Below are 23,269 nucleotides of genomic sequence, written 5' to 3' on the forward strand. Positions count from 1 at the left end.
CGCGCCGCCTCAGCGGCAATGAAGAGGTTCCCGTCCATGGCCCGCCGCGTCCGCAACAAGGGTGTCGAAGCCCAGGCCCGTCCCGAGCCGGCCCCTGCCCGCCCGGCGCTCACGCCCGACCTGCCGGCGCCGGAGGTGATCACCGTCCGCTCCGGCCGCGTGGCCTGCGACGGGGTCGGCGGCGCGCTCGGCCACCCGCGAGTCTGGCTGGAGATGGGCGAAGCCACCTTCGTGGAATGCCCGTACTGCGACCGCCGCTTCGTGCTGGCGAAGGACGCCGGCGAAGGCGTCGAGGACGAGCGCCTGGCCCCCGGCGTCTACGAAGGCCCGCACGGGCACTGATCCCTAGCGGGGCGCGATCGGCTTCCAGGTCGAGGTGACCTCACGCGTCTCGCGGTCGAAGGTCCAGTAGCAGCCGGCGAACGGCTGGTCGCGCGTCCGACTGATCGGCTCGCGCAGCAGTTTGCAGAGCAGCAGAGCGCTCACCCCGCCGTGGCCGACGATGGCCACGTCCCCGGGCGGCGAGGCAGCCAGGCAGCGGTCCACCGCCGCCGCCGCGCGGGCCTGGGCGTCGACCGCCCGCTCCCAGCCGCGCACGCTCCGGTCCGGCTCGGCGAAGAAGGCGTCCGCCGTCTGCTGGAACTCGGCCTCAGCCAGGTAACCGGTGGCGCTGCGGTCGTTCTCGTGCAGGTCGGCCTCGACACGGGTGGTGAGGGCGAGCGCGGCCGCTAGGATGCCGGCGGACTCCAGGGCCTTGGTCTCGCCGCTGCTCCAGATCGCGCGCAGCCTCGCCACGGCCGGCGAGCCCGCGAAGGTCTGCATCCGGTCCGCGCCGACTTCCGACAGGCCCCAATGCGGGACGGGCTTCGCCGGGTCGATCACCACCTCGGGGTGGGTGACGACGAAGACGGTCGCCACCCTCGGGTCCTCAGACGCGCAGCGGCATCAGGATGTACTGGACATCGGCGTCGGCCGGGTCGAGCACGAGGGCCGGGTCGTTCGGGCCGCCGAACCGCAGCTCCGCGGTCTCGCCCGAGATCTGGTCGGTGATGTCCAGCAGGTAGCGGGCGTTGAAGGAGAGCTCGAAGGGCTCGCCGTCGTACTCGATCTCCAGCTCCTCGACCGCCTGGCCGGCTTCCATGTTGCGGACCGTCAGCACCACGCGGCCGGGCTCGATGGCCATCCGGACCGAGCGGCTCTTCTCGGCCGAAATGGTGGCCACCCGGTCCACCGCCTGGGCGAACAGCTTGGCGTCGACCACGACGATCCGGTCGTTCCCCTTGGGGATGACCCGCATGTAGTCCGGGAAGTTGCCGTCGATCACCTTGGAGGTCAGCGCCGCGCCGTTCAGCTCGAAGCGGATCTTCTGGGGGCTGATCTGCAGCTCGACGTTCTCGCCGGCGTCGTCCAGCAGGCGCCGCGCCTCGCCCACCGTCTTGCGGGGCACGATCACGCCCGGGACGCCCGCGGCGCCTTCGGGGGCCGGCATCTCGGCGAGCGCCAGCCGCGAACCGTCGGTGGCCACGGCGCGCAGCTTCTGCGCCCCGCCCTCGGACACCGTGTGAAGGTAGAGGCCGTTCAGATAGTAGCGGGTCTCCTCCGCCGAGATGGCGAAGCGCGTCTTGTCGATCAGGCGGATGAGGTCGGTGACGTCGACGCTCATCTGGCCGGAGAGGCCTTCGGAGCTCATCACCGGGAAGTCGCCGGCCGGCAGGACCGGCAGGTTGAAGCGCGAGCGGCCGGCCGCCACCGTCAGGCGCGGATCCTCGCCGGTGAACGAGAGCACCACGTCGGCGCCCTCGGGCAGTTTCCGGACGATTTCGTAGAGGGTGTGGGCGGGCGCGGTGATCTGGCCCGGCTGGTCCACCTGGGCCATGGCCTCGTCGATGATCTCCATGTCGAGATCGGTGGCCGAGAAGGTCAGCCGGTCGCGTTCGGCCGACAGCAGGACGTTCGACAGGATCGGAATGGTGTTGCGCCGCTCGACGGCGCTCTGCACGTGCCCCAGCGCCTTCAGGAGCGCCGCGCGCTCGATCGTCAGCTTCATGCCTTAGTCCCGGACCTCATTCGCGCGGGCGAACCATCGCCCCGCGCCCCCGACAGGAAGGGACCTGCGACATTAGCCATTTTCCCTCGGCGGGGAAGAGGGGGAACGTAAGGCGAAGGCGCTCTTCGCGTTCTGCTCCACATGGGATCATCCCTCCCGCAGCGGGGAGGGATGATGAGGGCTAGGCCCGGGTGTCCACTGAGCCGCCGCCCTGCGGCTGCTCGTCGTTGGCGGCGTAGGGGCCGGAGGCGGCCGGGCCCGCGCCCGCGCCCTTGGCGGCGACGACCACGGTGGCCGGGCGCACGAGGCGGCCCAGCAGCTCGTAGCCAGGCTGCATGAGCTGGAGCACGGCGCCGGGCGCCACGCCGCCCTCGGCCGGCTGCTCGGACATGGCCTGGTGCTGGTGGGGGTCGAACCGGTCGCCGGGCTTCGGCGCGATCTTCTTCAGCCCGTTGCGCTCGAAGGCGGCCTGCAGCTCCTTCTCGGTCATCTGCACGCCGACCACGAAGTTCTTCACGGCCGGGTCGGCGTGGTCGGCCGGGGCGTGTTGGGTAGCCATCGCCAGGTAGTCGGCGGCGGCGAGCAGGTCCTTGGCGAACTTCTGGATGGCGTAGGCGCGGGCGTCGTTGGCCTCTCGCTCGGCGCGGCGGCGCGTGTTCTCCATGTCGGCCGCATAGCGCAGCACCTGTTCGCGCAGGCCGGCGGCTTCCGCCTTGAGCTGCTCGATCTGGTCCACCGCGGCGTCGGCGGCCAGCGCTTCCGCTTCTTCGGCGGGCGTCTTGTCTTCGGACATGGTCCCTTTGGCTTTCGTCGTCTTAAGCGTTCATCACCTGGCCAAGCACGCGGGCGGTGTAGTCCACCAACGGAATGACCCGGGCATAGTTCAGTCGCGCGGGGCCGATGACGCCGATGGCGCCCAGCACCCGCTGCGAGCCCGTCATATAGGGTGCGGCGATGACGGCGGAACCCGAAAGCGAGAACAGACGAGTCTCCGCACCGATGAAGATGCGCACGCCCTCGCCCTCGCGCACCCCGTCGAGGAGCTGGATGAGCTGCTCCTTGTGCTCGAGATCCTCGAACAGGGACCGGACCCGCTCCAGGTCCTCCACCGCCTCGCTGGCCTCCAGCAGGTTGGCGCGACCGCGGACGATCAGGGCGCGCTCGTCCCCCTCCCCGCCGCCCCAGGCGGCCAGGCCGTCCTCCACCAGCCGCGCGGCGGTCTCGTCGAGCTCGCGGCGGGCGCGGTCGAGATCCGTGCGCAGGTCGGCGCGGGCCTCGGCGAGGGTGCGGCCGCGCAGGCGGGCGTTCAGGAAGTTGGCGGCCTCGGTCAGCGCCGACGGGGTCACGCCGGCCGGCAGCCGGATCAGCCGGTTCTCCACCGTGCCGTCCTCGAAGACCATGATGGCCAGCGTCCGCTCGACCCCGAGCGAGACGAACTCCACGTGCTTGACTCCCGCGTCGCGGATCGGCGTGACCACGACACCCGCCCCGCCGGCCAGTCCGGAGAGAATGGCCGACGCCTCGTTCAGCGCCTCCTCAAAGTTGCGGCCGTGGGCCCGCAGGCGCGCGTCGATCGAGCGGCGCTCCTCCTCGGCGATGTCGCCGATCTCCAGCAGGCCGTCCACGAACAGGCGCAGGCCCGCGTGCGTCGGCAGCCGTCCGGCGCTGACGTGCGGGGCGCCCAGCAGGCCGAGCTGGGTCAGGTCCTGCATGGTGTTGCGGATGGAGGCGGGAGAGAGGGTGATGCCGCTCTTCGAGAGCGTGCGCGAGCCCACCGGCTCGCCTGTCTCGAGATAGCTTTCGACGATACGGCGGAAGATGTCCCTCGCGCGTTCGTCGAGTTCGACCAGGGACGGGCCGCGGGCGAGGAAGGGACTGCTCACTGGGCTCTGTGCTGTGCTCTGACTGCGCCCATGGACTGGACCTTGCCGATCTAGGATAAGCGCGACCTTCGCAGGCGCAAGACGCCCATGCGGCCCGAGGAGTTCCCAAGCCATGCGCCCGTCCGAACGCGCCCCCGACCTGCTGCGCCCGGTCACCCTGGAGACCGGCGTCAACCGCTACGCCGAGGGCTCCTGCCTGGCGAGCTTCGGCCACACCAAGGTGCTGATCACGGCCAGCGTCGAGGAGAGCGTTCCGCCCTTCCTGCGCGGCCGCGGCCAGGGCTGGGTGACCGCGGAATACGGCATGCTGCCGCGGGCGACCCACACCCGCGGGCGACGCGAGGCGGCGCAGGGCAAGCAGTCGGGCCGGACGCAGGAGATTCAGCGGCTGATCGGCCGCTCCCTGCGGGCGGTGGTCGACCTGAAGGCGCTGGGCGAGCGGCAGATCACCCTCGACTGCGACGTGGTCCAGGCCGACGGCGGCACGCGCACGGCGGCGATCACCGGCGCCTGGGTCGCGCTGCGGCTGGCGACCCGCTACCTCCTGGAGGAGGGCGTCATCGCCACGGACCCGATCCTCGACCAGGTGGCGGCCATCAGTTGCGGGGTGTTCTCGGGCACGCCGGTGCTCGACCTCGACTACGAGGAGGACTCCACCGCCGAGGCGGACTCCAACTTCGTGCTGACCGGCAAGGGCGACATCGTCGAGATCCAGGCCACCGGCGAGAAGCGCGGCTTCTCCGAGGCCGAGTTCGAGGCCCTGTTCTCCTTGGCCCGCAAAGGCATTCGCGAGCTGTGCGAGATGCAGAGAGCGGCGACGGGCGGCTGATCCAGCCGCCCGCCCGGCATTCCTCTTAGAAGCCGCCGAACAGGCCGCGGACAGCCTGGGGCGGGAGACGGCCGAGCTCGCGCGCGAGCGGCGCGAACATGGCGTCGAGGAAGCGTTCGATCGCACGCATCATGGCTCGACACTCCTTTGCTGCAAGCGCGAACATCGCCTTGCTGCAGCGCATATAGGAGCCGCCATTTCACCGATCAAGGAATTGAACGCCCCGAGCGGGGGTGTGGCGTCACTATGGCGCAGCCCTGTGTGTGCAGCGCAACATTCTGAAGGCTAGGCTTCGTCGTCACCGGCCGTGTCGTCGGGACCCGGCTCGTAGAGCAGGAGGTCGCCGGGCTGGCAGTCGAGCTCGCGACAGAGGGCGGCGAGCGTGGAGAAGCGCACCGCCCGGGCCTTGCCGGTCTTGAGGATCGACAGGTTGGCGATGGTCACGCCGACGCGGTCGGCGAGTTCCGTGAGCGACATGCGCCGCTCCAGGAGGACGCGGTCGAGGTGGACGCGGATCGGCATTCAGGGCGGGCTTTCAGATCGTCAGCTCGGCTTCGCGGCGCAGACGCGCGCCTTCGCGGAAGACCTCGGCGAGCACGAAGACGACCAGGACCGAGAACCAGGCCGTCAGGCTGAAATTGGGTTCGTTGCGGATGACGTCGGCCAGCAGCCACTGGGAAACGCCCCAGACGGCGTAACGGCCGAGCTCGAGGCCGGCCAGGATCAGGCCGATGAAGCGCAGGCGCTGGACGTTGTCCGGATGGAAGGGATCGCCGGCGGTGAGCGTGGCGAAGATCCGGCGGAGGGACCAGACGATAGCCAGGATCCCGCTCAGATAGAGCGCCCCGGCGGCCAGCCCTCCGGCCACGACCGGCACGGGATCCTCGATCTCGCCGTAGTCGCCGGACAGGCGGAGGCCCTGCAGGAACTCGGGGTTGAAGCCCATCAGGAGCGAGAGCAGCGTGAGCACGACCACGATGGCCAGCCCGATCCAGAGCGCCGCGTACACCACGTCGAGGATGATCTTCAGGAAGCTGGAAACCGAGCCTGGACCGAGCGCGCGCATCTTCACCCCTCCGGCGCCTGGACCCGGCCGGCCCATCTGGACCGGCGCGGGTCGGGCGAACCCCACGACGCGGAGCCTATTAGATCGCCGCGCCGGCGGCGACCGCCGCGAGCGGGGTGGCGGCCAGGACCATGAAGAAGGTCAGGGCGAAACGGTCCAGCACGGAAATCATCGAAGCGGACATCTCACATCTCCTTGCTTTGCTGCGGTGCAGCGAGGTGGGTGGGGCGTTGGCCGGCCCCGATGTGAGAAACGATATGCCCGCATCGAAAGTCGATCAAATGAATATCGAGTAACGATATTAAACTTTCGCAATGCAACACGCGCGGCCGGCGCTATGGTCCCGCGCCTGAACGAAGGAGAGCCCAATGGCCCTGACCCTCGAGTCCGGCGCGCGGCTGGTGGTCGCCACTCACAATCCGGGCAAGGCCCGCGAGTTGGCCGAGATCCTGGAGAATCGCTTCGATCTGGTCACGGCGGGCGAACTGGGCCTGGGCGAGCCTGAGGAGACCGAATCGACCTTCGTGGGCAACGCCCTGCTGAAGGCCAGGGCGGCGGCGGACGCCACCGGCCTCGTGGCTATCGCCGACGACTCGGGGCTCTCGGTGGCGGCGCTGGACGGACAGCCCGGCATCTACTCCGCGCGCTGGGCGGGTCCGGGAAAGGACTTCTCGGTGGCCATGAAGAAGGTGGAGGCGCGGCTGGAGGAGGCTGGCGCCGAGGACTTCTCCGCCTGGTTCACCAGCGCGCTGGCGGTGGCCTGGCCGAACGGGCCGGCGGTCGTCGTGGAGGGCCGCATCGACGGCACGCTGACCTTCCCGCCGCGCGGCGACCGCGGCTTCGGCTACGATCCGATCTTCCTGCCCGAGGGCCACGCCGAGACCTTCGGGGAGATGGCGCCGGCGCAGAAGGACGGCATGAGCCACCGGGCGCGGGCGTTCGCCAAGCTGAAGGCGGCGTTGCTCTGAGCCCGATCGCTCCCCACCTCGCGCGCGATGACTGACCTGTCGCCGATCGGTGTCTACGTCCACTGGCCGTACTGCGCGCGGATCTGCCCCTACTGCGACTTCAACGTCTACCGCGACCGCGGGCGGGCCGAGGAGCAGGCGGCGCTGGCCCGCGCCATCGTCGCCGACCTGGAAGCCCAGGCGGCGCTGACCGGTCCGCGCACGCTCGTCTCGGTGTTCTTCGGGGGCGGCACGCCCTCCCTCATGGATCCGGCCTGGGCGGCGGAGATCGTCGCGGCGGCGACGCGGCTCTGGACGCCGAGCGCCGACCTGGAGGTCAGCCTCGAGGCCAACCCCACCGATGCCGAGGCTGCGCGGTTCGACGGTTTCGCGCACGCGGGCGTGAACCGGCTGTCGCTCGGTCTGCAGGCGCTCGAGGACGACGCCCTGGCCTTCCTCGGCCGCAACCACGACGCGGCCCAGGCGATCCGGGCGGCGCAGACGGCGGCGCGCGCGTTCCCGCGCCTGTCGGTGGACCTGATCTACGCCCGCCCGGGCCAGACGCCGCAGGCATGGGCCGACGAGCTCGCCCGCGCCATCGAGCTCGGGGCGGAGCATGTGTCCCCCTACCAGCTCACCGTGGAGGCGGGGACGGCGTTCGATCGGGCCGTGCGCCGAGGCCGGATCGTGCCGGCCGACGAAGACGCCGGGGCGGCCCTCTTCGAGACCACCCAGGCCGTGCTCGAGGCCTGCGGATTCGACGCCTACGAGGTCTCGAACCACGCTCGGGGCGAGGCGGCCCGCTCGCGGCACAACCTCGTCTACTGGCGGGGCCACGACTACGTGGGCGCGGGACCGGGCGCGCACGGCCGGATCACCACCGCGGCGGGCCGGGAGGCCACCGTGGCCGCCGCCCGCCCCGCCGACTACCTGGGCGCGGTGGCCGAGACGGGCTTCGGTTTCGAGAGCCGCGAGACGCTGAGCCCCCTCGAAGCTGCGGAGGAGCGGCTGCTGTCGGGGTTGCGCATCGACGACGGGGTGGCGCGGACCGAGCTGGCGGCGCTGGCGCTCGACCCGGCGCGCATCGCGCACCTGACCGAGCTGGGCCTGCTCGCAGACGACGCCGAGCGGGTCCGCGCCACCCGGCGAGGCCGGCTGGTGCTGGACGCCGTCACCCGCGAGTTGCTCACCTAAGCGTAGCGGGCCTCGACCCCCGCAGAGCCGCCGACCGCACCCAGCGCCCATTCGAGGTCGGCCAGATAGGCGTCCGCCACCTGCGCGTGGATCGGCGACAGCATCAGGTGCAGGCTCTTGGGCTCGGTGGTGACGCCGGTGAACCAGCCCCGCTCGCGCAGCTTCGCCCAAAGCGCCACGCAGTCCACGTCGTCGCGGGTGAAGGCCAGCAGGCCAAGTTGGGGCCGGCCGAGCACCCGGAAACCCAGGGCCTCCGCGCCGGCGGCGATCCGCTCGCGGGCCCCGGTGACCTGGGCGTGCTTGCGCCGGTAGCCCTCGACGCCCAGGACGTTCATCACCGCCCAGGCCGAGGCGATGGCGCCCCCCGGCCGCGTGCCGGCAAGGGTCGGCGTGGTCATTCGCCCGCCCGGCCAGTCCTTGAAGTCGAAGGCCATGAGCCGGTGCAGCTCCTCCGACCGGAAGAAGACGGTGGACGCGCCCTTGGCGCAGTAGCCGTACTTGTGCAGGTCGGCGGAGATGGATCGGACGCCGGGCAGCTCGAAGTCGAAGGGCGGGATATCGCCGCCGTTCATCCGGACGAAGGGGGCGATGTAGCCTCCGACGCAGGCGTCCACGTGCAGCCAGAGGTCCCGCGCCATCGCTAGGTCCGACAGCGCGGCGATCGGGTCGATTAGGCCGTAGGGGAAGTTGGGCGCCGAGCCGACGATCATCACCGTGGAGGCGTCGGCGGCCGCGTCCATGGCCGCGGGGTCGGCCAGCAAGTCCTGCAGGGGCGTGCGGCGGACCTCGATCTCCATGACCGCGCAGGCCTTGTCGAAAGCCGGGTGGGCGGAGCGCGGAAGGACCACGTTCAGCGGCCCGCTCACACCGCGGACCTTCCGCGCGTGGTCCCGGGCCGCCTTGATGGCCATGGTGACGGAGTCGGTGCCGCCGGAGGTCATGGTCCCGCGCGCGCCCTCCGGCCCGTTCAGCAGCGAAAGGCCGAAGCCGACCACCTCCTCCTCCATGCGCTTCAGGCTGGGAAAGGCCGACGGCCCGAGGCCGTTTTCCGCCATGAAGAGGGCGTAGGCCTCTTTCTGGACCTGCTCCACCTCCGGGCCGGCGTTGAAGACGTAGACTGCGGTCCTGCCCTCGCGCCAGCGGACGTCACCCTCGGCATAGGCCAGCATCTCGGCCTTCACCGCCGGCCAGTCGCGGCCGGGCTCCGGCAGGGGTCTGCGCATCCCATCCTCCCTTGGTCGTTCTTTTGCCGGCGATCTTGGCGCCTTGCGTTTCCGCGCGCGAGCGGCGAACCCTCGGCCATGGCCCGGCTGATCCCCACCCCCGCCCTCGACGACGCGCCGCTGGCGCCGGGCCTGTATGTGGTGGCGACCCCGATAGGGAACCTGCGCGACATCACCCTGCGGGCCCTGGACGTTCTGAACGCCGCCGACCTGGTGCTGGCCGAGGACACTCGGGTGGCCGGCAAGCTGCTGTCCGCCTACGGCCTTTCCGCCAAGCTCGCCCGCTACGACGAGCACGGCGCCGAGCAGACCCGCCCCCGCGCCATGGCGGCCCTGGCGGAGGGGCAGCGAGTGGCGCTGGTCTCGGACGCCGGCACCCCCCTGGTGTCCGATCCCGGATATCGCCTGGTGCGGGAGGCGGCCCAGGCCGGCCACCCGGTGTTCCCGATCCCCGGGGCCTCGGCGCTTCTGGCGGGGCTGTCGGCGGCGGGCCTGCCCACAGACCGGTTCCTGTTCGCGGGCTTTCCGCCGGCGAAGAGCGCCGCGCGGCGAACGTTTCTGGAGGAGCTGGCGGGCGTGCGCGCCACCCTGGTGTTCTTCGAAGGCGGATCGCGGCTGGCCGGCAGCCTCGGCGACATGGCTGCCGTACTGGGCGACCGTGAGGCTGTGGTCTGCCGGGAACTCACCAAGCTCTACGAGACCGTGACGCGCGGAAGTCTCTCGGAACTCGCCGCCGACCCCCAGTTCGAAGCGCCAAAGGGCGAGCTGGTCGTGCTGGTGGGTCCCGGCCGCGAGGCCGAAGCGAGCGCCGCCGATGTGGACGCCGCGCTGGCCGACGCGCTCAAGCGCCTGAAGCCCGCGGAGGCCGCGGCCGAGGTGGCCAAGGCGCTCGGCCTTTCCCGACGCGACCTCTACCGCCGCGCCATGGAGATGAGGTCGGGCCGGTGAGCGGCGCCCGCTCCGCCCGCGGCGCGGCCGCCCGGCTCTCCGGCCGGCGGAGCGAGGTGGTCGCCGCGGTCTGGCTGATGCTGAAGGGCTACCGGATCCTCGGCTTCCGTCTGCGGACGAGGATCGCGGAGATCGACCTCTTGGCGCTCCGTGGACGGACCTTGGCCGTGGTCGAGGTGAAGCGGCGGGCGAACCTGGCCGACGCTCTTGAGACGGTTACCCTCGACCAGCGCGACCGCCTGCGACGTGCGGGCGCACTGGTCGCCGCCGGCCGTCCCGCGCTGAAGGATGCGACGGTTCGTCTCGACCTGGTGGCGCTCGCACCTCGCCGGCTTCCTGTGCATATTCCGGACGCTTGGAAGGGCGCCTAGAGGCGCTCCATGGGGCCGAGATGACGCGCGAGGACGCCGAGGATTTCCTGCTGGAGGCCGGGTCGGCCACGGACGGCGAGTTCCCGCTTCTGGAAGCGGCGATCGCCTGCGCCATCCACGAGGACCCCAGCCGCGACCCGCAGCCGGCCCGCGACTTGGGCGCCGCCGGTGTCGAGCGGCTGTCGCAGCGCATGAAGCGCGAGAGCGCCGAGGAGGCGCTCGCCGAAGCCATGGCCGGCGACCTGCGACTGGCCGGCGACCTCTTCACCTACGAGAACCCCGACAACGCCGACGTCCTGTCGCTCGCCGAGCGGCGGAAGGGCATCGCCGTGGCGCTCGGCGTCTACTACCTGCACGTGGCGCGCAAGTGCGGCCTGACCGTCCAGGGCGTCGACTTCCCCGGCCACTTCCTGCTGCGCATCGAGACCGAGGAAGGGCCGCTGGCGCTGGATCCGTTCTCGGAGGGCCGGGTGGTGCTGCCCTCGGAGCTCACCCGCCGCGCGCTGCACGCCGGCCTCACGCCCAACGTCGCCGACCGGCTCGACCGGCTGATGGCGCCGGTCAGCGACCGCGCCGTGCTCGTCCGTCTGCAGAACACCATCTATGCCCGGGCCTCGGCGGTCCGCGACTTCCCGCGCGCCGAGCGCGCTGCGCTCCGACGCGCTGTACTGGATCCCACCGACCACCGCCCTTGGCTGGATGTCGCCGCGGCTCGCGAAGGGCAGGGGGCGCTGGCCGGCGCGCTGGAAGCCCTGGCGCGGGCCACCACCCTCGACGGCGGCGCGGCGCTCGCGGCGCGGGCCCAGCGTGAGCGGGTCAGGCTGCGGCTGAACTAGCGTCGGCCCGCCGCAGGGCCTATGTCGCTGGCCTGAGCAGTCGGGAGCAGGCGGATGGCGCTGAAGGTCGCGGTGCAGATGGATCCCATCGAGGGGATCAACATCGAGGGCGACACCACCTTCCTGATGATGGAGAGCGCCCAGGCCCGCGGGCACAGTCTCTTCGTCTACACCACCGACACCCTGGCCATGGAGGACGGCCGCGTCTTCGTCCGCGGCCGGGACGTGGTCGTGCAGCGGGTGAAGGGCGGCCACGCCACGCTCTCAGATTATCGCAAGGCCGAGCTCGCGGCGTTCGACGTGGTCCTGCTCCGCCAGGACCCGCCCTTCGACATGCACTACATCGACACGACCTTCTTCCTCGAGGCCGTGCATCCCGGGACGCTGGTGGTGAACAACCCGCGCGAGGTCCGCAACGCGCCGGAGAAGCTGTTCGTGACCAAGTTCCCCGGCCTGCAGCCGCCGACCCTGATCACCGCCGACCGCGACGCGATCTACGACTTCCGGGCGCGGCACGGGGATATCGTCATGAAGCCGCTGAACGGCCGCGGCGGCTCGGGCGTGACCCGCCACCTGGCGGACGACCCGAACATCGACGCCATGCTGGAGCTGCACGCTCAGATCGACCGCGAGCCGGTGATCGTCCAGAAGTTCCTCCCCGGCGTGGTGAAGGGCGACAAGCGCATCCTGCTGGTCGACGGCGAGCCGGTGGGCGCGATCAACCGCGTGCCGGCCAAGGGCCAGATCCGCTCGAACCTCGCCGTGGGCGGAAAGGCCGAGGCCGTCGAGCTCACCGACCGGGATCTCGAAATCTGCGCCACCATCGGCCCCGAGTTGAAGGCCCGTGGCCTGCTGTTCGTGGGCATCGACGTGATCGGCGAGTGGCTGACCGAGATCAACGTGACGTCGCCCACCGGCGCCGTGGCGCTGAAGGCGTTCACCGGGATCGACGCGACCGAGGCGCTCTGGGCACGGATCGAGGATCTTCGGCGCACAGCCTAGCTTGTGGGGATAACTTCTGCCGCGGGACATCATGCCGCCGTCATCCTTTCCCGCTATGTTCCGCAATTGTTCTTGATCCAGGCTTCGCCATGTGCGAGCCCTTGTGGATAAACCTCGTCATGCAACAAGGGCTTGAGCATGTCCGCACGCGTGGTGACGGTGGCGTTCCGGGGTGTCGAGGCGGTGCGCGTCGACGTGCAGGTGCAGTTCACCGGGGGCGAGCAGAAGTTCTTCCTCGTCGGCATGGGCGACAAGGCGATCTCGGAGAGCCGTGAGCGCGTCCGCGCCGCCTTCGCGGGCCTGGGGCTGGCGCTGCCCGCCCGCCGGATCATCGCCAACCTGGCGCCGGCCGACCTGCCCAAGGAGGGCAGCCACTACGACCTGCCCATCGCGCTTGCCGTCATGGCCGGCATGGGCGTGATCCCGCCCGACGCCCTGGCGGACTGGGCCGCAGTGGGCGAGCTGTCGCTGGACGGCCGGATCACGGCCGTGGCCGGCGCCCTGCCCGCCGCCGTGGCGGCCGGAGGCATGGGGCTCGGTCTGATCTGCCCGGAAGCCTGCGGGGCGGAGGCGGCCTGGGCCGGCGGTACGCGCGTTCTGGCCGCGCCCTCGCTCATCGCGCTCGTGAACCACTTCCGCGGCATGCAGATGCTCTCGCCGCCGAAGCCCGGCCCGATGCTGGACGGGGAGCGAGTCCCTGACCTGCGCGAGGTGAAGGGCCAGGAGAACGCCAAGCGGGCGCTCGAGATCGCCGCCGCCGGCGGCCACAACCTGCTGTTCGTGGGCCCGCCCGGCTCGGGCAAGTCGATGATGGCGCAGCGCCTGCCCGGCATCCTGCCGCCGCTCACCTCCGAGGAGCTGCTCGAGACCTCCATGGTGCACTCGGTGGCCGGGCTGATCGCCAAGGGCGAGCTCCGGCGCGCGCGGCCGTTCCGGGCGCCGCACCACTCCGCCAGCATGGCCGCGCTGACCGGCGGCGGGCACAAGGCCAAGCCCGGCGAGGTGTCGCTGGCCCACAACGGCGTGCTGTTCCTTGACGAACTGCCAGAGTTCGGGGCCCAGGCGCTGGACAGCCTGCGACAGCCGCTGGAGACCGGCGAGGTCATCGTCGCCCGCGCCAACGCCCACGTGCGCTATCCGGCTCGGGTGCAGCTCGTGGCGGCCATGAACCCGTGCAAATGCGGTCACGGCGGAGCCGGCCGGGGCGCCTGCGGGCGCGCGCCCCGCTGCCAGACCGATTACCAGATGAAGGTCTCCGGCCCGCTGATGGACCGCATCGACCTGCAGGTGGAGGTTCCGCCTGTGACGCCCGCCGACCTGGCCCTTCCCGCGCCGGCGGAAGGGACAACCGAGGCCGCCGCCCGGGTCTTGCGCGCCCGCGAGCGACAGGCCGAGCGCGCGGCGGGGACGGAGGCCCCGGTGCTGAACGCCCAGGCCGACGGCGACTGGCTGGAGACCATCGCCGCCCTCGCGCCCGACGCCCGCGCGCTCCTGGCCCGGGCGGCTGAGGCGAGCGGCCTCACCGCGCGCGGTTGGACCCGCACGCTCCGGCTCGCCCGCACCATCGCCGACCTGGAGGGCTCCGACGCCGTGCGCCGGGTCCACGTGGCCGAGGCGCTGATCTACCGGCGGGTGGGTTCGACGGGGCTCACGGGCGCAGCCCTTGCCGCCCGGGCCTGATCTCGAATTCGCGCCAGCGATTCCATGTGCCCAGGGCCAGAGCGAGCAGCAGTAGGTACGTCCAGATCACCCCGGCTGTGACATACGCCCAGTCTCCGACGCCGGGGTCGAGAAGATGAGCGGCGTGCGTAATCACGGCGAGCAACTGGAAGGCGGCCGCGAAGATTGGCCAGTAGCGGCTGCTACGCATCGCCACCACCACGACGACCACAAGGAGCGAGACGTCCATGAACAGAGGACCGACCTGTAGATTCGCCCAGGTGCGATCCCGCGTCAGCGCAGTGCCGATCCACGTCCAGATGAATCCGGCAGCGACGGCGCGCTCAGACCAGCCGCCTTTCCAAAGCGCCGCCCCGGAGACGAGCCAGCCGATGGCGATCCCGACCCAGGCGGGAAGTGCGAGCGTGGCCAGCGGAGGTCCCCAAAAGCGAAAGCGCTCCAGCTTGCCTCAGCCGGAGCGCTCCGAAAACCTCTGTGTCGGCGGGACTATGCAACCCGCTCGTTCGCCACCGCCCTCAGGCGACGGCCACGAATGGAGGCCGTGACCGGCGGCTTGTCGCCACCGGTGTCAACCATGATGGCGCCAAGGCCAATCTGATCCTTCGCGACGCTGAGTTCCTTGTGGGTCTCGACGATGGCCCGGCGGGCCTCGGCGAGAGCCATGATCGCCTGGCTGGCGCGCTCCACCGCGTCCTGGCCGATCAGGGCGGATGCGCCGGCTTCCCGGCGAAGGGAGGGCATGACGCCCGTGAGCGTCGCGGTCTTGGCGATCGCCGCGTCGATGGCCGCCTCGGCCTCGAACAGCGCGCCCGCGATTTGTTCCGCCACCATACGGCGTTGCTTGAGCATGGGATCTCTCCTGCAGGCGGATTCTGTGCGCCGCCCGCCCTAATCGATAACAGGGTTATGATTGCAGGACCGTTCAGGCCCCGGCGATATTCCGCGCCAGGTCCTGGAGCGCATGGAGGCCGGCCAGCATCGCCCCGAACGCCAGGGCGGTGATGACCGCGACCCCCACGATCGCCCCAAGCCGGGCGACGGGGCTCAGATCATTTCGGCCGAGCCATCCGGATCGGGCTTGAAGTTCTCGTCGAGCAGCACCCAGGTCATGCAGAGGATTTCCCGCAGGACCATCTCCGAAGGCTTGAAAGGCGCCAGCTTCCGGGTCGCGGAAACCAGGTGCCGGGCCATCGAAGCCTGCTGGGGCGTCGCCGCCAAATCCACCAGTTGCCGCTCGAGCTGATCCCAGGTGAAAGCCGGGATCCCCTCCTCGCGCTGCGTCGGGATCGGCCAGCGCGCCTCGAAGTCGTCGATCTCCCGGCGGAGGCGGAGCGCCCTGCCGATCACCGCGCGGTTGTCGAAGTTCTGCCAGTCGCCCATGGAACAAGTCCTCCCGAGTTGCCGGCTCATCGAGCCAAGCTTCCGGTCGGTCGTCTGTCCTGATCGCGTCGTGTCCTGATCCGATCAGGACAGGATCCACGTCCCGCGTGCGGAGCAGGCGGGCGGCCTCGTAGCGGTCGGGCACGCCCAGCTTGCGCCGGGCACGGTCGCAGTAGGTGTCCACCGACGTCTTGGACATGCCCAGCTCGCGGGCGATCTGCTTCGAGCTGAGATGCTGGTCAACGAGCCGTAGGCATTCGCGCTCGCGCTGCGTGAGCAGCTCGACGGGGTCCCGGACGAGGTCGGCGCGCGGCGGCATGACGAAGGCAGTAAACGAGCTGTTGATCCCCGCGTCTACTTTAGGGCGAAAGGTTTTTTCCGTTAAGGTTATTCTCCCGCGAGGGGAGGCCTTCCGATGCAACCCAAGGACGCCGGGCCCTACGCCGCTGTCGAGCTGGCCATCGGCGCGCGGATCCGCACACGGCGGCGGCAGCTCGGGCTGTCGCAGTCGGATCTGGCCGAGAAGCTCGGCGTCTCGTTTCAGCAGGTTCAGAAGTACGAGCGCGGCGCCAACCGCGTGGCGGCCTCGACCCTGTTGGCCGCCGCGCAGGCGCTCGACACTACCGTCGCCGCCCTGGTCGGAGAGGAGTCCGGCGTCCGTGGAGACGACGACGAGATCTTCCGCGCCCTGGCCAAGCCGGGGGCGCTGGAGCTGCTGCGCGCCTTCGACGGGATCGCCGACGCGAGGACCCGCGCCGCCCTCGTGGCGCTCGCCCGGGAGATGTCGGGCGGGCGCTGATGCGGCGTTTGACCTCACGTTAAAGGGTTTGGACGATGATCCGCCCCCCATGCGCCGACCGCTCCGTCCCCTGTCGACCCGACGTCCCAAGCGGACGCACATCAGCGCCGAGCAACTCGCCTCGCTGAGCCACGAGTTCCGCACGCCCCTCAACGGCGTGCTCGGCATGGCGCGCCTGTTGGAAGGCACCCAGCTCACCGCCGAGCAGCGTGCGTATGCGGCCGCGCTGCGGGAGAGCGGCGAGCACCTGCTCAACCTGGTGAACGACGTGCTGGATTTCGCGAAGCTCGGCGAAGGCGCGGTGGACCTGCATCCGCAGCCCGTGGACGTGGAAAGCCTGCTGCAGGGCGTGTGCGAACTGCTGTCGCCCCGCGCCCGCGAGAAGGGTCTCGAGATCGCCTGGGCCGCGCCGGCGAACCCAGGGCGCATCCGGGCCGACGAGAGCCGGCTGCGCCAGGTGCTGCTCAATTTCGCCGGCAACGCCGTGAAGTTCACCGTCGCGGGCGGGGTCGTGCTGAGCGTCGCCGAGACCGACACCGGCCGGCTGCGCTTCACCGTCGAAGACACCGGACCCGGCGTCCCCGCCCCGGATCGCGAGCGGATCTTCGAGGCCTTCGCCCAGACGGAGGTGGGCCACGCCGACGTTGGCGGCGCGGGGCTCGGCCTCGCCATCGCGCGACGGCTCGCCCAGGCGATGAACGGCGATGTCGGCGTCGAGGCGGCCCGCACCGGCGGCGCGCTGTTCTGGTTCGAGGCGGCCTTCCCGCGCGTCGCCGCCGCCCCGTCCGACCTGCCGTTGGAAGGCCGCACCGTTGGCATTGCGTCCCCCAGCGCCATCATCCGCGACGCCGCGCGCCGACAGGTCCAGGCCTGCGGTGGGCGCACCGTCACCGCCGCCGACCTCGACGGCGTGTTGAGCCGAACCGATCCGGGCGACGTCCTGCTGCTCGACCACGCGCTGGCCGTCGAAGGCGGGATCGTCCGCAAGGGCGACAAGCGCCCCTCGATCATCCTGCTGGCGCCCGAGGAACGCGACCGCATGGAGCGCTACAAGCGCGCCGGCTTCGCGGGCTATCTGATCAAGCCGCTGCGCCGCGCCTCGCTCGCCGAGCGTGTGCTGATCGCCGCCGGCGCCAGCGCCGAGACGGACGTGGCGCCCGAAGACGAACGCATCGCCGCCGCAGCCGCGCCGGGCGCCCGCGTGCTGCTCGTCGAGGACAATCCGATCAACGCCCTGCTGGCCAAGGCCCTGCTGACCCGTGAGGGCTGCGAGGTGGACCACGCCAACGACGGCGGCGAGGCCATCGCCGCGGTCAAGGTGGCCGCCTACGACCTCATCCTGATGGACATGCGGATGCCCGGCCTGTCGGGCGAGGACACCGCCCGCGCCCTTCGCGCCGAGGGCCTCCGGACGCCGATCGTGGCGCTCACCGCCAACGCCTTCGAGGACGACCGGCAGGCGTGCCTGGCGGCCGGCATGGACGATTTCCTGGTCAAGCCGCTGTCGCCGGACGCCCTCCGCGCCGCCTTGACGCGGTGGACCCGCGGCGACTGGACGGAATTCGCGGCGCGCGCCAAGGTCCGCTAGCGCGGGGGCGCGCCGAACACCGGAGACCTGAATGAGCGCCGACGCCGCCGAGCCGAGACGCGGAGCCCTGGCGGGCGTCCGGGTCTTCTTCGAGCGACGCGCCCTGGTGATGCTGGCCCTGGGGTTCGCCTCCGGCCTGCCGAACCTGCTGATCTTCGACACACTGTCGCTGTGGCTGCGCGACGCCGGCCTGTCTCTCAGCGTCATCTCCGTTTTCGCCCTGGCGACGCTGGCCTACTCGATGAAGTTCCTCTGGGCGCCGCTGGTGGACCGAACCCGCGTGCCGCTGCTGACCCGCTGGCTCGGCCACCGGCGCTCGTGGATGATCGCCACCCAGCTCCTGGTGATGCTGGGGCTGTGGCTGATCTCCGGGACCAACCCGGCCGCCAGCCTGGGCCTGATGGCGGCCTTTGCGGTGTTCGTGGGCTTCACGGCCGCCACGCAGGACATCGTCATCGACGCCTGGCGGATCGAGGCCGCGGCCGTCGAGAAGCAGGGCGCCATGGCCGCCGCCTACCAGTGGGGCTACCGGATCGCGATGATCACGGCCGGCGCCGCGCCCCTGGTGCTCGCCGACCAGTTCAACTGGAACGTCTCCTACGCCGCCATGGCCGCCCTGATGGCGGTGGGCGTCGGCGGCGCGCTCGCGGCGCCGAAGGAGAAGGAGCACGTCATCCGTCCGATCCACGCGGAAGGGACGCCGTCGCGCCCGGCCGTGGAAATTCCGGAGTGGCTGGCCCGCCTCGCCCTGTTCGCGACGGGCGCCCTGGTGCTGGGCTCGGGCCTCGCCGCCAACGCCTCCCTGCTCGCGTCCGCCCTGAAGGGCCTCGGTCTGCCTGGCGCGGCCGAAGGGCTGACGGCGCTCTGGGAGGCCAAGCCGCAGGGCGTCTACGCCCAGCTCGCGGCGGTGATCGCCGGCCTGGGCGTGATCGTGCTCGCCGCCTGCCCGATCCCGGGCGTCCGCACGCGCCCCGGCGTCTATCTGAGCGCGGCGCTCGGCGAGCCGCTGCGCGACTTCTTCGTGCGCTACCGGGGCGTCGCCGCGCTGATCCTGGCGCTGATCTGCGTCTACCGGCTTTCGGACTTCGTGCTGAACATCATGAACCCGTTCTACGCCGATCTCGGCTTCACCAAGACCGAGATCGCCGAGGTGCGGAAGGTGTTCGGCGTCGTCATGACCGTGGTCGGCGTGGGCCTGGGCGGCTGGGCCGTGGCTCAGCTCGGCCTCATGCGGGCGCTGGTCGTGGGCGCCTTCGCGGGCCCGCTCTCGAATCTTGTGTTCGCCTGGCTCGCCATGCAGGGCGCCGACCTGCCGGCCCTGTTCATCGCCATCGGCGTGGACAATGTGGCGTCCGGCTTCTCCGGCACCTGCCTGATCGCCTACATGTCGAGCCTGACCTCGGCGGGCTTCACCGCGACCCAATACGCCCTGTTCTCCTCGCTCTACGCCCTGCCCGGCAAGCTGATCGCCTCGCAGTCGGGCCGCATCGTCGAGAGCTCGGCGGCCGGCGCGGACGCCGGCGGCGCCTTCGCCTCGCTGAAGGCCTTCTTCGCCGGCCTGCCGCCGGAGGCCTATGCTGAGGGCGCGGCCAAGTCGGCGGTGACGCCCGCGGCCCTGGGCGCGGGGTATGTGGTGTTCTTCCTCTATTCGGCGCTGATCGGCGTGGCCGCCATCGTGCTCGCCTTCGTGGTCGCCGCGCGGCAGCCGAAGCCCGCGACGGCGGCCGAGACCTAGCTCGTCAGGCACACCACCTGCGCGACCCGCAGGTCGCGGCGCAGCCCGTCGGCGACCCGGAAGTAGTTCTCGGGCGTGATCGGCGCCGATCCCAGGGGCGGCGCCGTATAGCGGCGGCGCGTGGAGGCCAGCGTCGCCTGCACCGTCTCCGGCGCGGTGGTGTAGATCCGCCCCCGGCGCGGGCTCTCGGCGATGGTGACCCCGATCACGCGCCCCTGGGCGTCCAGCGCCGGAGCCCCGGAGAGGCCGCCCAGCGTCCCCTCGAGGCCCTCTGTCCGGCCGGTCTCCGCCCACACGAGCACCGGCTCACTGCGCTCGCCGCGGCCGCGCACCACCAGGGTCTCGCGGCCGATCAGCTTGGAGGTGGCCTCGCCGGGCTCGCCTTGCGGGAAGCCCGGATGATAGGCCCGCTCGCCGCGGCGCAGGCTCTCCGAAAGCGCCAGCGGCAGGGCGGGCGCTCCGCCGTCGGTGGTCAGGATGGCCGCCTCGCCGCGCGGATCGATGGTCACCCGGGCGGCGACGCCCTGGCCGTTACCGACCACCACCGCAGCGGTGCGGCAGCCGTCCACCACGTGACGCGCCGTGAGCCAGACGCCGGACTCGGCGATGGAGAAGGCCGTGCCGGTGGCCGGGTCCACCTGGTCGGGCACATCCACCACCACGGAGGGGTCGAACGGCGAGGCGGGCCCCAGAACCTCGCCCTCCACCTCGGGCGCAGGCGGCGGCGGCTCGGGCGCGTCGGCGCGCTCCTGCCGGCCGATGGCGGCGATCAGCAGCGCCACCACCACGCAGGCGTAGATCAGCCAGTCCGGGAGCCGGGGGAAGTGCATGTCAGCCGGAGACGGCGGCTCCGATGATGATGGCGGTAGCGAGCTTGGCGCCCACCAACATGGCGGCGGCGCTCATCTCGCCTTCCTGGATACGCTTGGGCAGGCCGCGCAGGACGATGTCCACCAGGCGGAAGACCAGCAACTGGACGACCACCGTGGCCACGCCCCAGAGCCCGATCTCGATCAGGTTGGTGGACGCGTTCAGGGAGACGGACAGCGGGATGGCGAGGCCGATCAGCACGCCGCCCAGAGAGACCGCCGCGGCGGTGTTCCCGTCGCGGATCAGGCTGATCTCGCGGTGCGGGGTGAGCAGGACGTAGAGCGTGGCGGCGGCGAACAGCATCAGCACCGTCACGCCCGCGTGCAGCAGGGTGATCGGGAAGCCCTGTGCGAACGCCTGGATTTCAGGCGACTGGATCTGTGTAGGCATGGGTGACGCCGGCCCCTCGGATACTCGGCGCTCCCATAGCACGGGTGCGGTTAATCCACACCTGACGCGCCGCCCGACAGGCCGGGTGGCGTCCTGACGGCGTCAGGACGCCGGGTCGGCGGCGACCTTCCTGCGGGCGCTGGCGCGCAGCTTCTCGCTCTCGCTCTTGAGCTGGCCGCAGGCGGCGAGGATGTCGCGGCCGCGGGGCGTGCGGATCGGCGAGGCGTAGCCCGCGCGGTTGAGGATGGCGGCGAAGGCCTCGATAGTCTTCCAGTCGGAGCACTCGTACTCCGAGCCCGGCCACTTGTTGAACGGAATCAGGTTGATCTTGGCCGGAATGCCCTTGAGGAGCTGGACGAGCGCCTTGGCCTCCGCCGGGCTGTCGTTGACGCCCTTCAGCATCACGTACTCGAAGGTGACGCGCTTGGAGTTCGAGAGGCCGGGATAGGCGCGGATGCCGGCCATCAGCTCGGCGATCGGGTACTTCTTGTTGAGCGGCACCAGCTTGTCGCGCAGCGCATCATTGGTGGCGTGCAGCGAGATGGCCAGCATCGCCTGGGTGCGGTCGCCCAGCGCCGGCAACTGCGGGACCACGCCCGAGGTCGAGACGGTGATCCGCCGGCGGGAGATGGCGATGCCCTCGTTATCGGCGATGATGTCGATGGCCGCCGCCACGTGGTCCAGGTTGTAGAGCGGCTCGCCCATGCCCATGAACACGACGTTCGAGAGCCGACGGTCCTCCTTCGGGGAGGGCCATTCGCCCAGGTCGTCGCGGGCCACCTGCACCTGCGCGACGATCTCCGCGGCGGTCAGGTTGCGGACCAGCGCCTGGGTGCCGGTGTGGCAGAAGGTGCAGTTCAGCGTGCAGCCCACCTGGCTCGACACGCAGAGCGCGCCGGCGCGGCCCACGTCGGGGATGTAGACGGTCTCCACCTCGATGCCCGGGGCCATGCGGATCAGCCACTTGCGGGTGCCGTCCTTCGACACCTGGCGCTCGACCACCTCGGGGCGGGAGAGCGTGAAGGCCTCGGTCAGCGCCGCGCGCGTCTCCTTGGCCACGTCGCTCATCGCCTGGAAGTCGGTCACGCCGTAGTGGTGGATCCAGCGCCAGAGCTGGCTGGCGCGCATGCGGGCCTTTTCCGGCCGCACCACGCCTGCCTCGACCAGGACGGCCTGCAGCTCCCCGCGGGTCAGGCCCGAGAGGTTCGGCTTCACGGGCGCGAGCGGCTGGGCCGGCGCGCGGCTGAGGTCGAGGGTCACGCCCAAGTGGCAGGTCCTTCCAGAGAGGCCGTGGAATATAGGTGACGCCGGCCTGCCTTCCAAATCCCTGACACGCCGAGACTTCAAACAAGCGTTCGGCTGGGCTAGCGTCGCCGCCGCAACACAATCGGAGAGGGATGTCCCATGAAAGCGCTGCTCAGCAAGGAAGTCGGCGGACCCGACAGCCTCGTGCTGGAGGACATGCCCTCCCCGGACGCCAAGCCGGGCTTCGCGGTGGTCGAGGTGAAGGCGGTCGGCGTGAACTTCCCCGACGTGTTGATCATCGAGGACAAGTACCAGTTCAAGCCGCAGCGGCCGTTCTCCCCGGGCGGCGAGATCGCCGGGATCGTCAAGAGCGTCGGCGAGGGCGTCACCCACGTGAAGCCGGGCGACCGGGTGCTGGGCAACACCGGCTGGGGCGGCATGGCCGAGGAACTGGCGCTGGAAGCCGCCCGGCTGGTGAAGATTCCCGACAGCATGCCGTTCGACGACGCCGCGGCCTTCATCATGACCTACGGCACCAGCTATCACGCGCTGAAGGACCGCGCGCAGCTCCAGCCGGGCCAGAGCCTGCTGGTGCTGGGCGCCGCGGGCGGCGTGGGTCTCGCCGCCGTCGAGCTCGGCAAGGTGATGGGCGCGAAGGTGATCGCAGCCGCGTCGTCCGAGGAGAAGGTCGAGCTCTGCAAGAAGCACGGGGCGGACGGCGGCGTGGTCTACGGCCGCGGCCCGTTCGACCGGGACGGCCAGAAGCAGCTTGCACAGATCTTCAAGGACGCGACGGGCCCGAACGGCGCGGACGTGATCTACGACGCCATCGGCGGCGACTACGCCGAGCCCGCGCTGCGCTCCATCGCCTGGGAGGGCAAGTACCTGGTGGTGGGCTTTGCCGCCGGCGACATCCCGAAGATCCCGCTGAACCTCGCGCTCCTGAAGGGCTGCGACATCGTCGGCGTGTTCTGGGGCGCCTGGGTCGGCAAGAACCCCAAGCGGCACCAGGAGAGCGTCCAGGAGCTGCTGCAGATGTACGCGGACGGCAAGATCAAGCCGTACGTCTCCGAGCGCTTCCCGCTGGAGCGCGCCGCCGACGCCATCCGCCACCTCGCCAGCCGCAAGGCCATGGGCAAGGTCGTGGTGACGATCGACTGAGCCGCGCTCTGCAGGCCCGCGAACGGCGTTGCAAGCGACGCCGCGCGGGTCTCTACTGATCAGCGATAACAAACA

Annotated in this window: 26 protein-coding genes and 1 pseudogene; 13 read left to right on the forward strand and 14 right to left on the reverse strand. The window is 71.0% G+C overall.

The window, feature by feature from the left end; translation table 11 throughout:
* Positions 1–36 precede the first annotated feature (36 nt).
* Positions 37–342, forward strand: a complete 306-nt coding sequence (locus ACE3Q8_RS06040; protein ID WP_374469351.1) for a zinc-finger domain-containing protein — start codon at positions 37–39, stop codon at positions 340–342.
* A 3-nt stretch (positions 343–345) separates the two neighbouring features.
* Here the strand turns inward: ACE3Q8_RS06040 and ACE3Q8_RS06045 are convergent, their stop codons facing one another.
* From ACE3Q8_RS06045 to hrcA, 4 genes are all read right to left on the reverse strand, one after another.
* A complete protein-coding gene (locus ACE3Q8_RS06045; protein ID WP_374469352.1) occupies positions 346–918 on the reverse strand; it encodes a histidine phosphatase family protein in 573 nt (190 codons plus the stop codon).
* Between the two features lie 10 nt (positions 919–928).
* Positions 929–2,047, reverse strand: coding sequence for a DNA polymerase III subunit beta (gene dnaN, locus ACE3Q8_RS06050; protein ID WP_374469353.1), 1,119 nt, complete (start codon positions 2,045–2,047; stop codon positions 929–931).
* A 181-nt stretch (positions 2,048–2,228) separates the two neighbouring features.
* Positions 2,229–2,840, reverse strand: a complete 612-nt coding sequence (grpE, locus tag ACE3Q8_RS06055) for a nucleotide exchange factor GrpE (protein WP_374469354.1) — start codon at positions 2,838–2,840, stop codon at positions 2,229–2,231.
* A 22-nt stretch (positions 2,841–2,862) separates the two neighbouring features.
* Positions 2,863–3,930 (reverse strand): heat-inducible transcriptional repressor HrcA, encoded by a 1,068-nt coding sequence (hrcA, locus tag ACE3Q8_RS06060; RefSeq protein ID WP_374469355.1) that lies wholly within the window; start codon positions 3,928–3,930, stop codon positions 2,863–2,865.
* 112 nt (positions 3,931–4,042) lie between these two features.
* On the opposite strand from hrcA, the gene rph reads away from it, so the two are divergent.
* Positions 4,043–4,759 carry a ribonuclease PH gene (rph, locus tag ACE3Q8_RS06065; protein WP_374469356.1) on the forward strand — a complete coding sequence of 239 codons (717 nt, stop codon included), beginning with the start codon at positions 4,043–4,045 and terminating at the stop codon, positions 4,757–4,759.
* Positions 4,760–5,044: 285 nt separating this feature from the next.
* Here rph and ACE3Q8_RS06070 read toward each other — a convergent pair whose 3' ends face one another.
* Complete coding sequence (locus ACE3Q8_RS06070) at positions 5,045–5,281, reverse strand: helix-turn-helix domain-containing protein (protein WP_374469357.1); 237 nt, start codon at positions 5,279–5,281, stop codon at positions 5,045–5,047.
* A gap of 13 nt (positions 5,282–5,294) precedes the next feature.
* Complete coding sequence (locus tag ACE3Q8_RS06075; protein ID WP_374469358.1) at positions 5,295–5,825, reverse strand: DUF2975 domain-containing protein; 531 nt, start codon at positions 5,823–5,825, stop codon at positions 5,295–5,297.
* Positions 5,826–6,193: 368 nt separating this feature from the next.
* Here ACE3Q8_RS06075 and rdgB point away from each other — a divergent pair, with 368 nt between their 5' ends.
* Positions 6,194–6,793 (forward strand): RdgB/HAM1 family non-canonical purine NTP pyrophosphatase, encoded by a 600-nt coding sequence (rdgB, locus tag ACE3Q8_RS06080; RefSeq protein WP_374469359.1) that lies wholly within the window; start codon positions 6,194–6,196, stop codon positions 6,791–6,793.
* Positions 6,794–6,820: 27 nt separating this feature from the next.
* Entirely contained in the window at positions 6,821–7,966 is a 1,146-nt protein-coding gene (hemW, locus tag ACE3Q8_RS06085; RefSeq protein ID WP_374469360.1) for a radical SAM family heme chaperone HemW, read from the forward strand.
* On the opposite strand, the gene ACE3Q8_RS06090 is transcribed toward hemW, so the two are convergent.
* Positions 7,963–9,189 carry an aspartate aminotransferase family protein gene (locus tag ACE3Q8_RS06090; protein ID WP_374469361.1) on the reverse strand — a complete coding sequence of 409 codons (1,227 nt, stop codon included), beginning with the start codon at positions 9,187–9,189 and terminating at the stop codon, positions 7,963–7,965. The genes hemW and ACE3Q8_RS06090 overlap by 4 nt on opposite strands.
* Positions 9,190–9,267: 78 nt before the next feature.
* Here ACE3Q8_RS06090 and rsmI point away from each other — a divergent pair, with 78 nt between their 5' ends.
* The 5 genes from rsmI to ACE3Q8_RS06115 all read left to right on the forward strand — a co-directional run bounded on the left by rsmI (position 9,268) and on the right by ACE3Q8_RS06115 (position 14,026).
* Entirely contained in the window at positions 9,268–10,137 is an 870-nt protein-coding gene (gene rsmI, locus ACE3Q8_RS06095; RefSeq protein ID WP_374469362.1) for a 16S rRNA (cytidine(1402)-2'-O)-methyltransferase, read from the forward strand.
* Positions 10,134–10,508, forward strand: a complete 375-nt coding sequence (locus tag ACE3Q8_RS06100) for a YraN family protein (protein WP_374469363.1) — start codon at positions 10,134–10,136, stop codon at positions 10,506–10,508. The genes rsmI and ACE3Q8_RS06100 overlap by 4 nt, the downstream gene beginning before the upstream one ends.
* A 20-nt stretch (positions 10,509–10,528) precedes the next feature.
* Positions 10,529–11,344, forward strand: a complete 816-nt coding sequence (locus ACE3Q8_RS06105) for a transglutaminase family protein (protein WP_374469364.1) — start codon at positions 10,529–10,531, stop codon at positions 11,342–11,344.
* A gap of 54 nt (positions 11,345–11,398) precedes the next feature.
* Positions 11,399–12,346, forward strand: a complete 948-nt coding sequence (gene gshB, locus ACE3Q8_RS06110) for a glutathione synthase (protein ID WP_374469365.1) — start codon at positions 11,399–11,401, stop codon at positions 12,344–12,346.
* Positions 12,347–12,484: 138 nt separating this feature from the next.
* Positions 12,485–14,026: a YifB family Mg chelatase-like AAA ATPase gene (locus tag ACE3Q8_RS06115; RefSeq protein ID WP_374469366.1), complete on the forward strand. Its 1,542-nt coding sequence runs from the start codon at positions 12,485–12,487 to the stop codon at positions 14,024–14,026.
* Here the strand turns inward: ACE3Q8_RS06115 and ACE3Q8_RS06120 are convergent.
* From ACE3Q8_RS06120 to ACE3Q8_RS06135, 4 genes and pseudogenes are all read right to left on the reverse strand, one after another.
* Complete coding sequence (locus ACE3Q8_RS06120) at positions 13,995–14,255, reverse strand: hypothetical protein (protein ID WP_374469367.1); 261 nt, start codon at positions 14,253–14,255, stop codon at positions 13,995–13,997. The two genes, ACE3Q8_RS06115 and ACE3Q8_RS06120, sit on opposite strands and share 32 nt — an antisense overlap.
* A 257-nt stretch (positions 14,256–14,512) precedes the next feature.
* The gene (locus ACE3Q8_RS06125; protein ID WP_374469368.1) at positions 14,513–14,875 is read right to left on the reverse strand and encodes a hypothetical protein; all 363 of its coding nucleotides are present in this window, start codon (positions 14,873–14,875) and stop codon (positions 14,513–14,515) included.
* 195 nt (positions 14,876–15,070) lie between these two features.
* On the reverse strand, positions 15,071–15,406 hold the full coding sequence (locus ACE3Q8_RS06130) for a hypothetical protein (RefSeq protein WP_374469369.1): 336 nt from the start codon (positions 15,404–15,406) through the stop codon (positions 15,071–15,073).
* 127 nt (positions 15,407–15,533) lie between these two features.
* Positions 15,534–15,725: pseudogene (locus ACE3Q8_RS06135) on the reverse strand (response regulator transcription factor); the annotation flags it as partial.
* Positions 15,726–15,821: 96 nt separating this feature from the next.
* On the opposite strand from ACE3Q8_RS06135, the gene ACE3Q8_RS06140 reads away from it, so the two are divergent.
* Genes ACE3Q8_RS06140 through ACE3Q8_RS06150 form a run of 3 tightly spaced genes read left to right on the forward strand, consistent with a single transcriptional unit; the run spans position 15,822 to position 19,528 of the window.
* Entirely contained in the window at positions 15,822–16,205 is a 384-nt protein-coding gene (locus tag ACE3Q8_RS06140; RefSeq protein ID WP_374469370.1) for a helix-turn-helix domain-containing protein, read from the forward strand.
* A 49-nt stretch (positions 16,206–16,254) separates the two neighbouring features.
* Complete coding sequence (locus ACE3Q8_RS06145) at positions 16,255–17,793, forward strand: response regulator (RefSeq protein ID WP_374469371.1); 1,539 nt, start codon at positions 16,255–16,257, stop codon at positions 17,791–17,793.
* Between the two features lie 31 nt (positions 17,794–17,824).
* Positions 17,825–19,528, forward strand: coding sequence for an MFS transporter (locus ACE3Q8_RS06150; RefSeq protein ID WP_374469372.1), 1,704 nt, complete (start codon positions 17,825–17,827; stop codon positions 19,526–19,528).
* Here the strand turns inward: ACE3Q8_RS06150 and ACE3Q8_RS06155 are convergent.
* The 3 genes from ACE3Q8_RS06155 to rlmN all read right to left on the reverse strand — a co-directional run bounded on the left by ACE3Q8_RS06155 (position 19,525) and on the right by rlmN (position 22,054).
* Positions 19,525–20,358 (reverse strand): serine protease, encoded by an 834-nt coding sequence (locus tag ACE3Q8_RS06155; protein WP_374469373.1) that lies wholly within the window; start codon positions 20,356–20,358, stop codon positions 19,525–19,527. The genes ACE3Q8_RS06150 and ACE3Q8_RS06155 overlap by 4 nt on opposite strands.
* Before the next feature lies 1 nt (position 20,359).
* Entirely contained in the window at positions 20,360–20,788 is a 429-nt protein-coding gene (locus ACE3Q8_RS06160; RefSeq protein ID WP_374469374.1) for a DUF350 domain-containing protein, read from the reverse strand.
* A gap of 102 nt (positions 20,789–20,890) precedes the next feature.
* The gene (rlmN, locus tag ACE3Q8_RS06165) at positions 20,891–22,054 is read right to left on the reverse strand and encodes a 23S rRNA (adenine(2503)-C(2))-methyltransferase RlmN (RefSeq protein WP_374469375.1); all 1,164 of its coding nucleotides are present in this window, start codon (positions 22,052–22,054) and stop codon (positions 20,891–20,893) included.
* A gap of 138 nt (positions 22,055–22,192) precedes the next feature.
* On the opposite strand from rlmN, the gene ACE3Q8_RS06170 reads away from it, so the two are divergent.
* Positions 22,193–23,194: an NADPH:quinone oxidoreductase family protein gene (locus ACE3Q8_RS06170; protein WP_374469376.1), complete on the forward strand. Its 1,002-nt coding sequence runs from the start codon at positions 22,193–22,195 to the stop codon at positions 23,192–23,194.
* Positions 23,195–23,269: the final 75 nt, after the last annotated feature.

The sequence above is a fragment of the Phenylobacterium sp. genome (assembly GCF_041913825.1).
Taxonomy (GTDB): Bacteria; Pseudomonadota; Alphaproteobacteria; order Caulobacterales; family Caulobacteraceae; genus Phenylobacterium.

Bases quoted from the DNA above. Each gene is read 5' to 3' on its own strand.
- ACE3Q8_RS06105 (WP_374469364.1), top strand. From the start codon at position 10,529: ATGACGCGCGAGGACGCCGAGGATTTCCTGCTGGAGGCCGGGTCGGCC.
- ACE3Q8_RS06145 (WP_374469371.1), top strand. From the start codon at position 16,255: ATGCGCCGACCGCTCCGTCCCCTGTCGACCCGACGTCCCAAGCGGACG.
- ACE3Q8_RS06075 (WP_374469358.1), bottom strand. From the start codon at position 5,825: ATGCGCGCGCTCGGTCCAGGCTCGGTTTCCAGCTTCCTGAAGATCATC.
- hemW (WP_374469360.1), top strand. From the start codon at position 6,821: ATGACTGACCTGTCGCCGATCGGTGTCTACGTCCACTGGCCGTACTGC.
- ACE3Q8_RS06170 (WP_374469376.1), top strand. From the start codon at position 22,193: ATGAAAGCGCTGCTCAGCAAGGAAGTCGGCGGACCCGACAGCCTCGTG.
- ACE3Q8_RS06155 (WP_374469373.1), bottom strand. From the start codon at position 20,358: ATGCACTTCCCCCGGCTCCCGGACTGGCTGATCTACGCCTGCGTGGTG.
- ACE3Q8_RS06140 (WP_374469370.1), top strand. From the start codon at position 15,822: ATGCAACCCAAGGACGCCGGGCCCTACGCCGCTGTCGAGCTGGCCATC.
- rdgB (WP_374469359.1), top strand. From the start codon at position 6,194: ATGGCCCTGACCCTCGAGTCCGGCGCGCGGCTGGTGGTCGCCACTCAC.
- ACE3Q8_RS06160 (WP_374469374.1), bottom strand. From the start codon at position 20,788: ATGCCTACACAGATCCAGTCGCCTGAAATCCAGGCGTTCGCACAGGGC.
- gshB (WP_374469365.1), top strand. From the start codon at position 11,399: ATGGCGCTGAAGGTCGCGGTGCAGATGGATCCCATCGAGGGGATCAAC.
- dnaN (WP_374469353.1), bottom strand. From the start codon at position 2,047: ATGAAGCTGACGATCGAGCGCGCGGCGCTCCTGAAGGCGCTGGGGCAC.
- rsmI (WP_374469362.1), top strand. From the start codon at position 9,268: ATGGCCCGGCTGATCCCCACCCCCGCCCTCGACGACGCGCCGCTGGCG.
- ACE3Q8_RS06115 (WP_374469366.1), top strand. From the start codon at position 12,485: ATGTCCGCACGCGTGGTGACGGTGGCGTTCCGGGGTGTCGAGGCGGTG.
- ACE3Q8_RS06125 (WP_374469368.1), bottom strand. From the start codon at position 14,875: ATGCTCAAGCAACGCCGTATGGTGGCGGAACAAATCGCGGGCGCGCTG.
- ACE3Q8_RS06070 (WP_374469357.1), bottom strand. From the start codon at position 5,281: ATGCCGATCCGCGTCCACCTCGACCGCGTCCTCCTGGAGCGGCGCATG.
- grpE (WP_374469354.1), bottom strand. From the start codon at position 2,840: ATGTCCGAAGACAAGACGCCCGCCGAAGAAGCGGAAGCGCTGGCCGCC.
- ACE3Q8_RS06120 (WP_374469367.1), bottom strand. From the start codon at position 14,255: ATGGACGTCTCGCTCCTTGTGGTCGTCGTGGTGGTGGCGATGCGTAGC.
- rph (WP_374469356.1), top strand. From the start codon at position 4,043: ATGCGCCCGTCCGAACGCGCCCCCGACCTGCTGCGCCCGGTCACCCTG.
- ACE3Q8_RS06040 (WP_374469351.1), top strand. From the start codon at position 37: ATGGCCCGCCGCGTCCGCAACAAGGGTGTCGAAGCCCAGGCCCGTCCC.
- ACE3Q8_RS06130 (WP_374469369.1), bottom strand. From the start codon at position 15,406: ATGGGCGACTGGCAGAACTTCGACAACCGCGCGGTGATCGGCAGGGCG.
- ACE3Q8_RS06090 (WP_374469361.1), bottom strand. From the start codon at position 9,189: ATGCGCAGACCCCTGCCGGAGCCCGGCCGCGACTGGCCGGCGGTGAAG.
- ACE3Q8_RS06150 (WP_374469372.1), top strand. From the start codon at position 17,825: ATGAGCGCCGACGCCGCCGAGCCGAGACGCGGAGCCCTGGCGGGCGTC.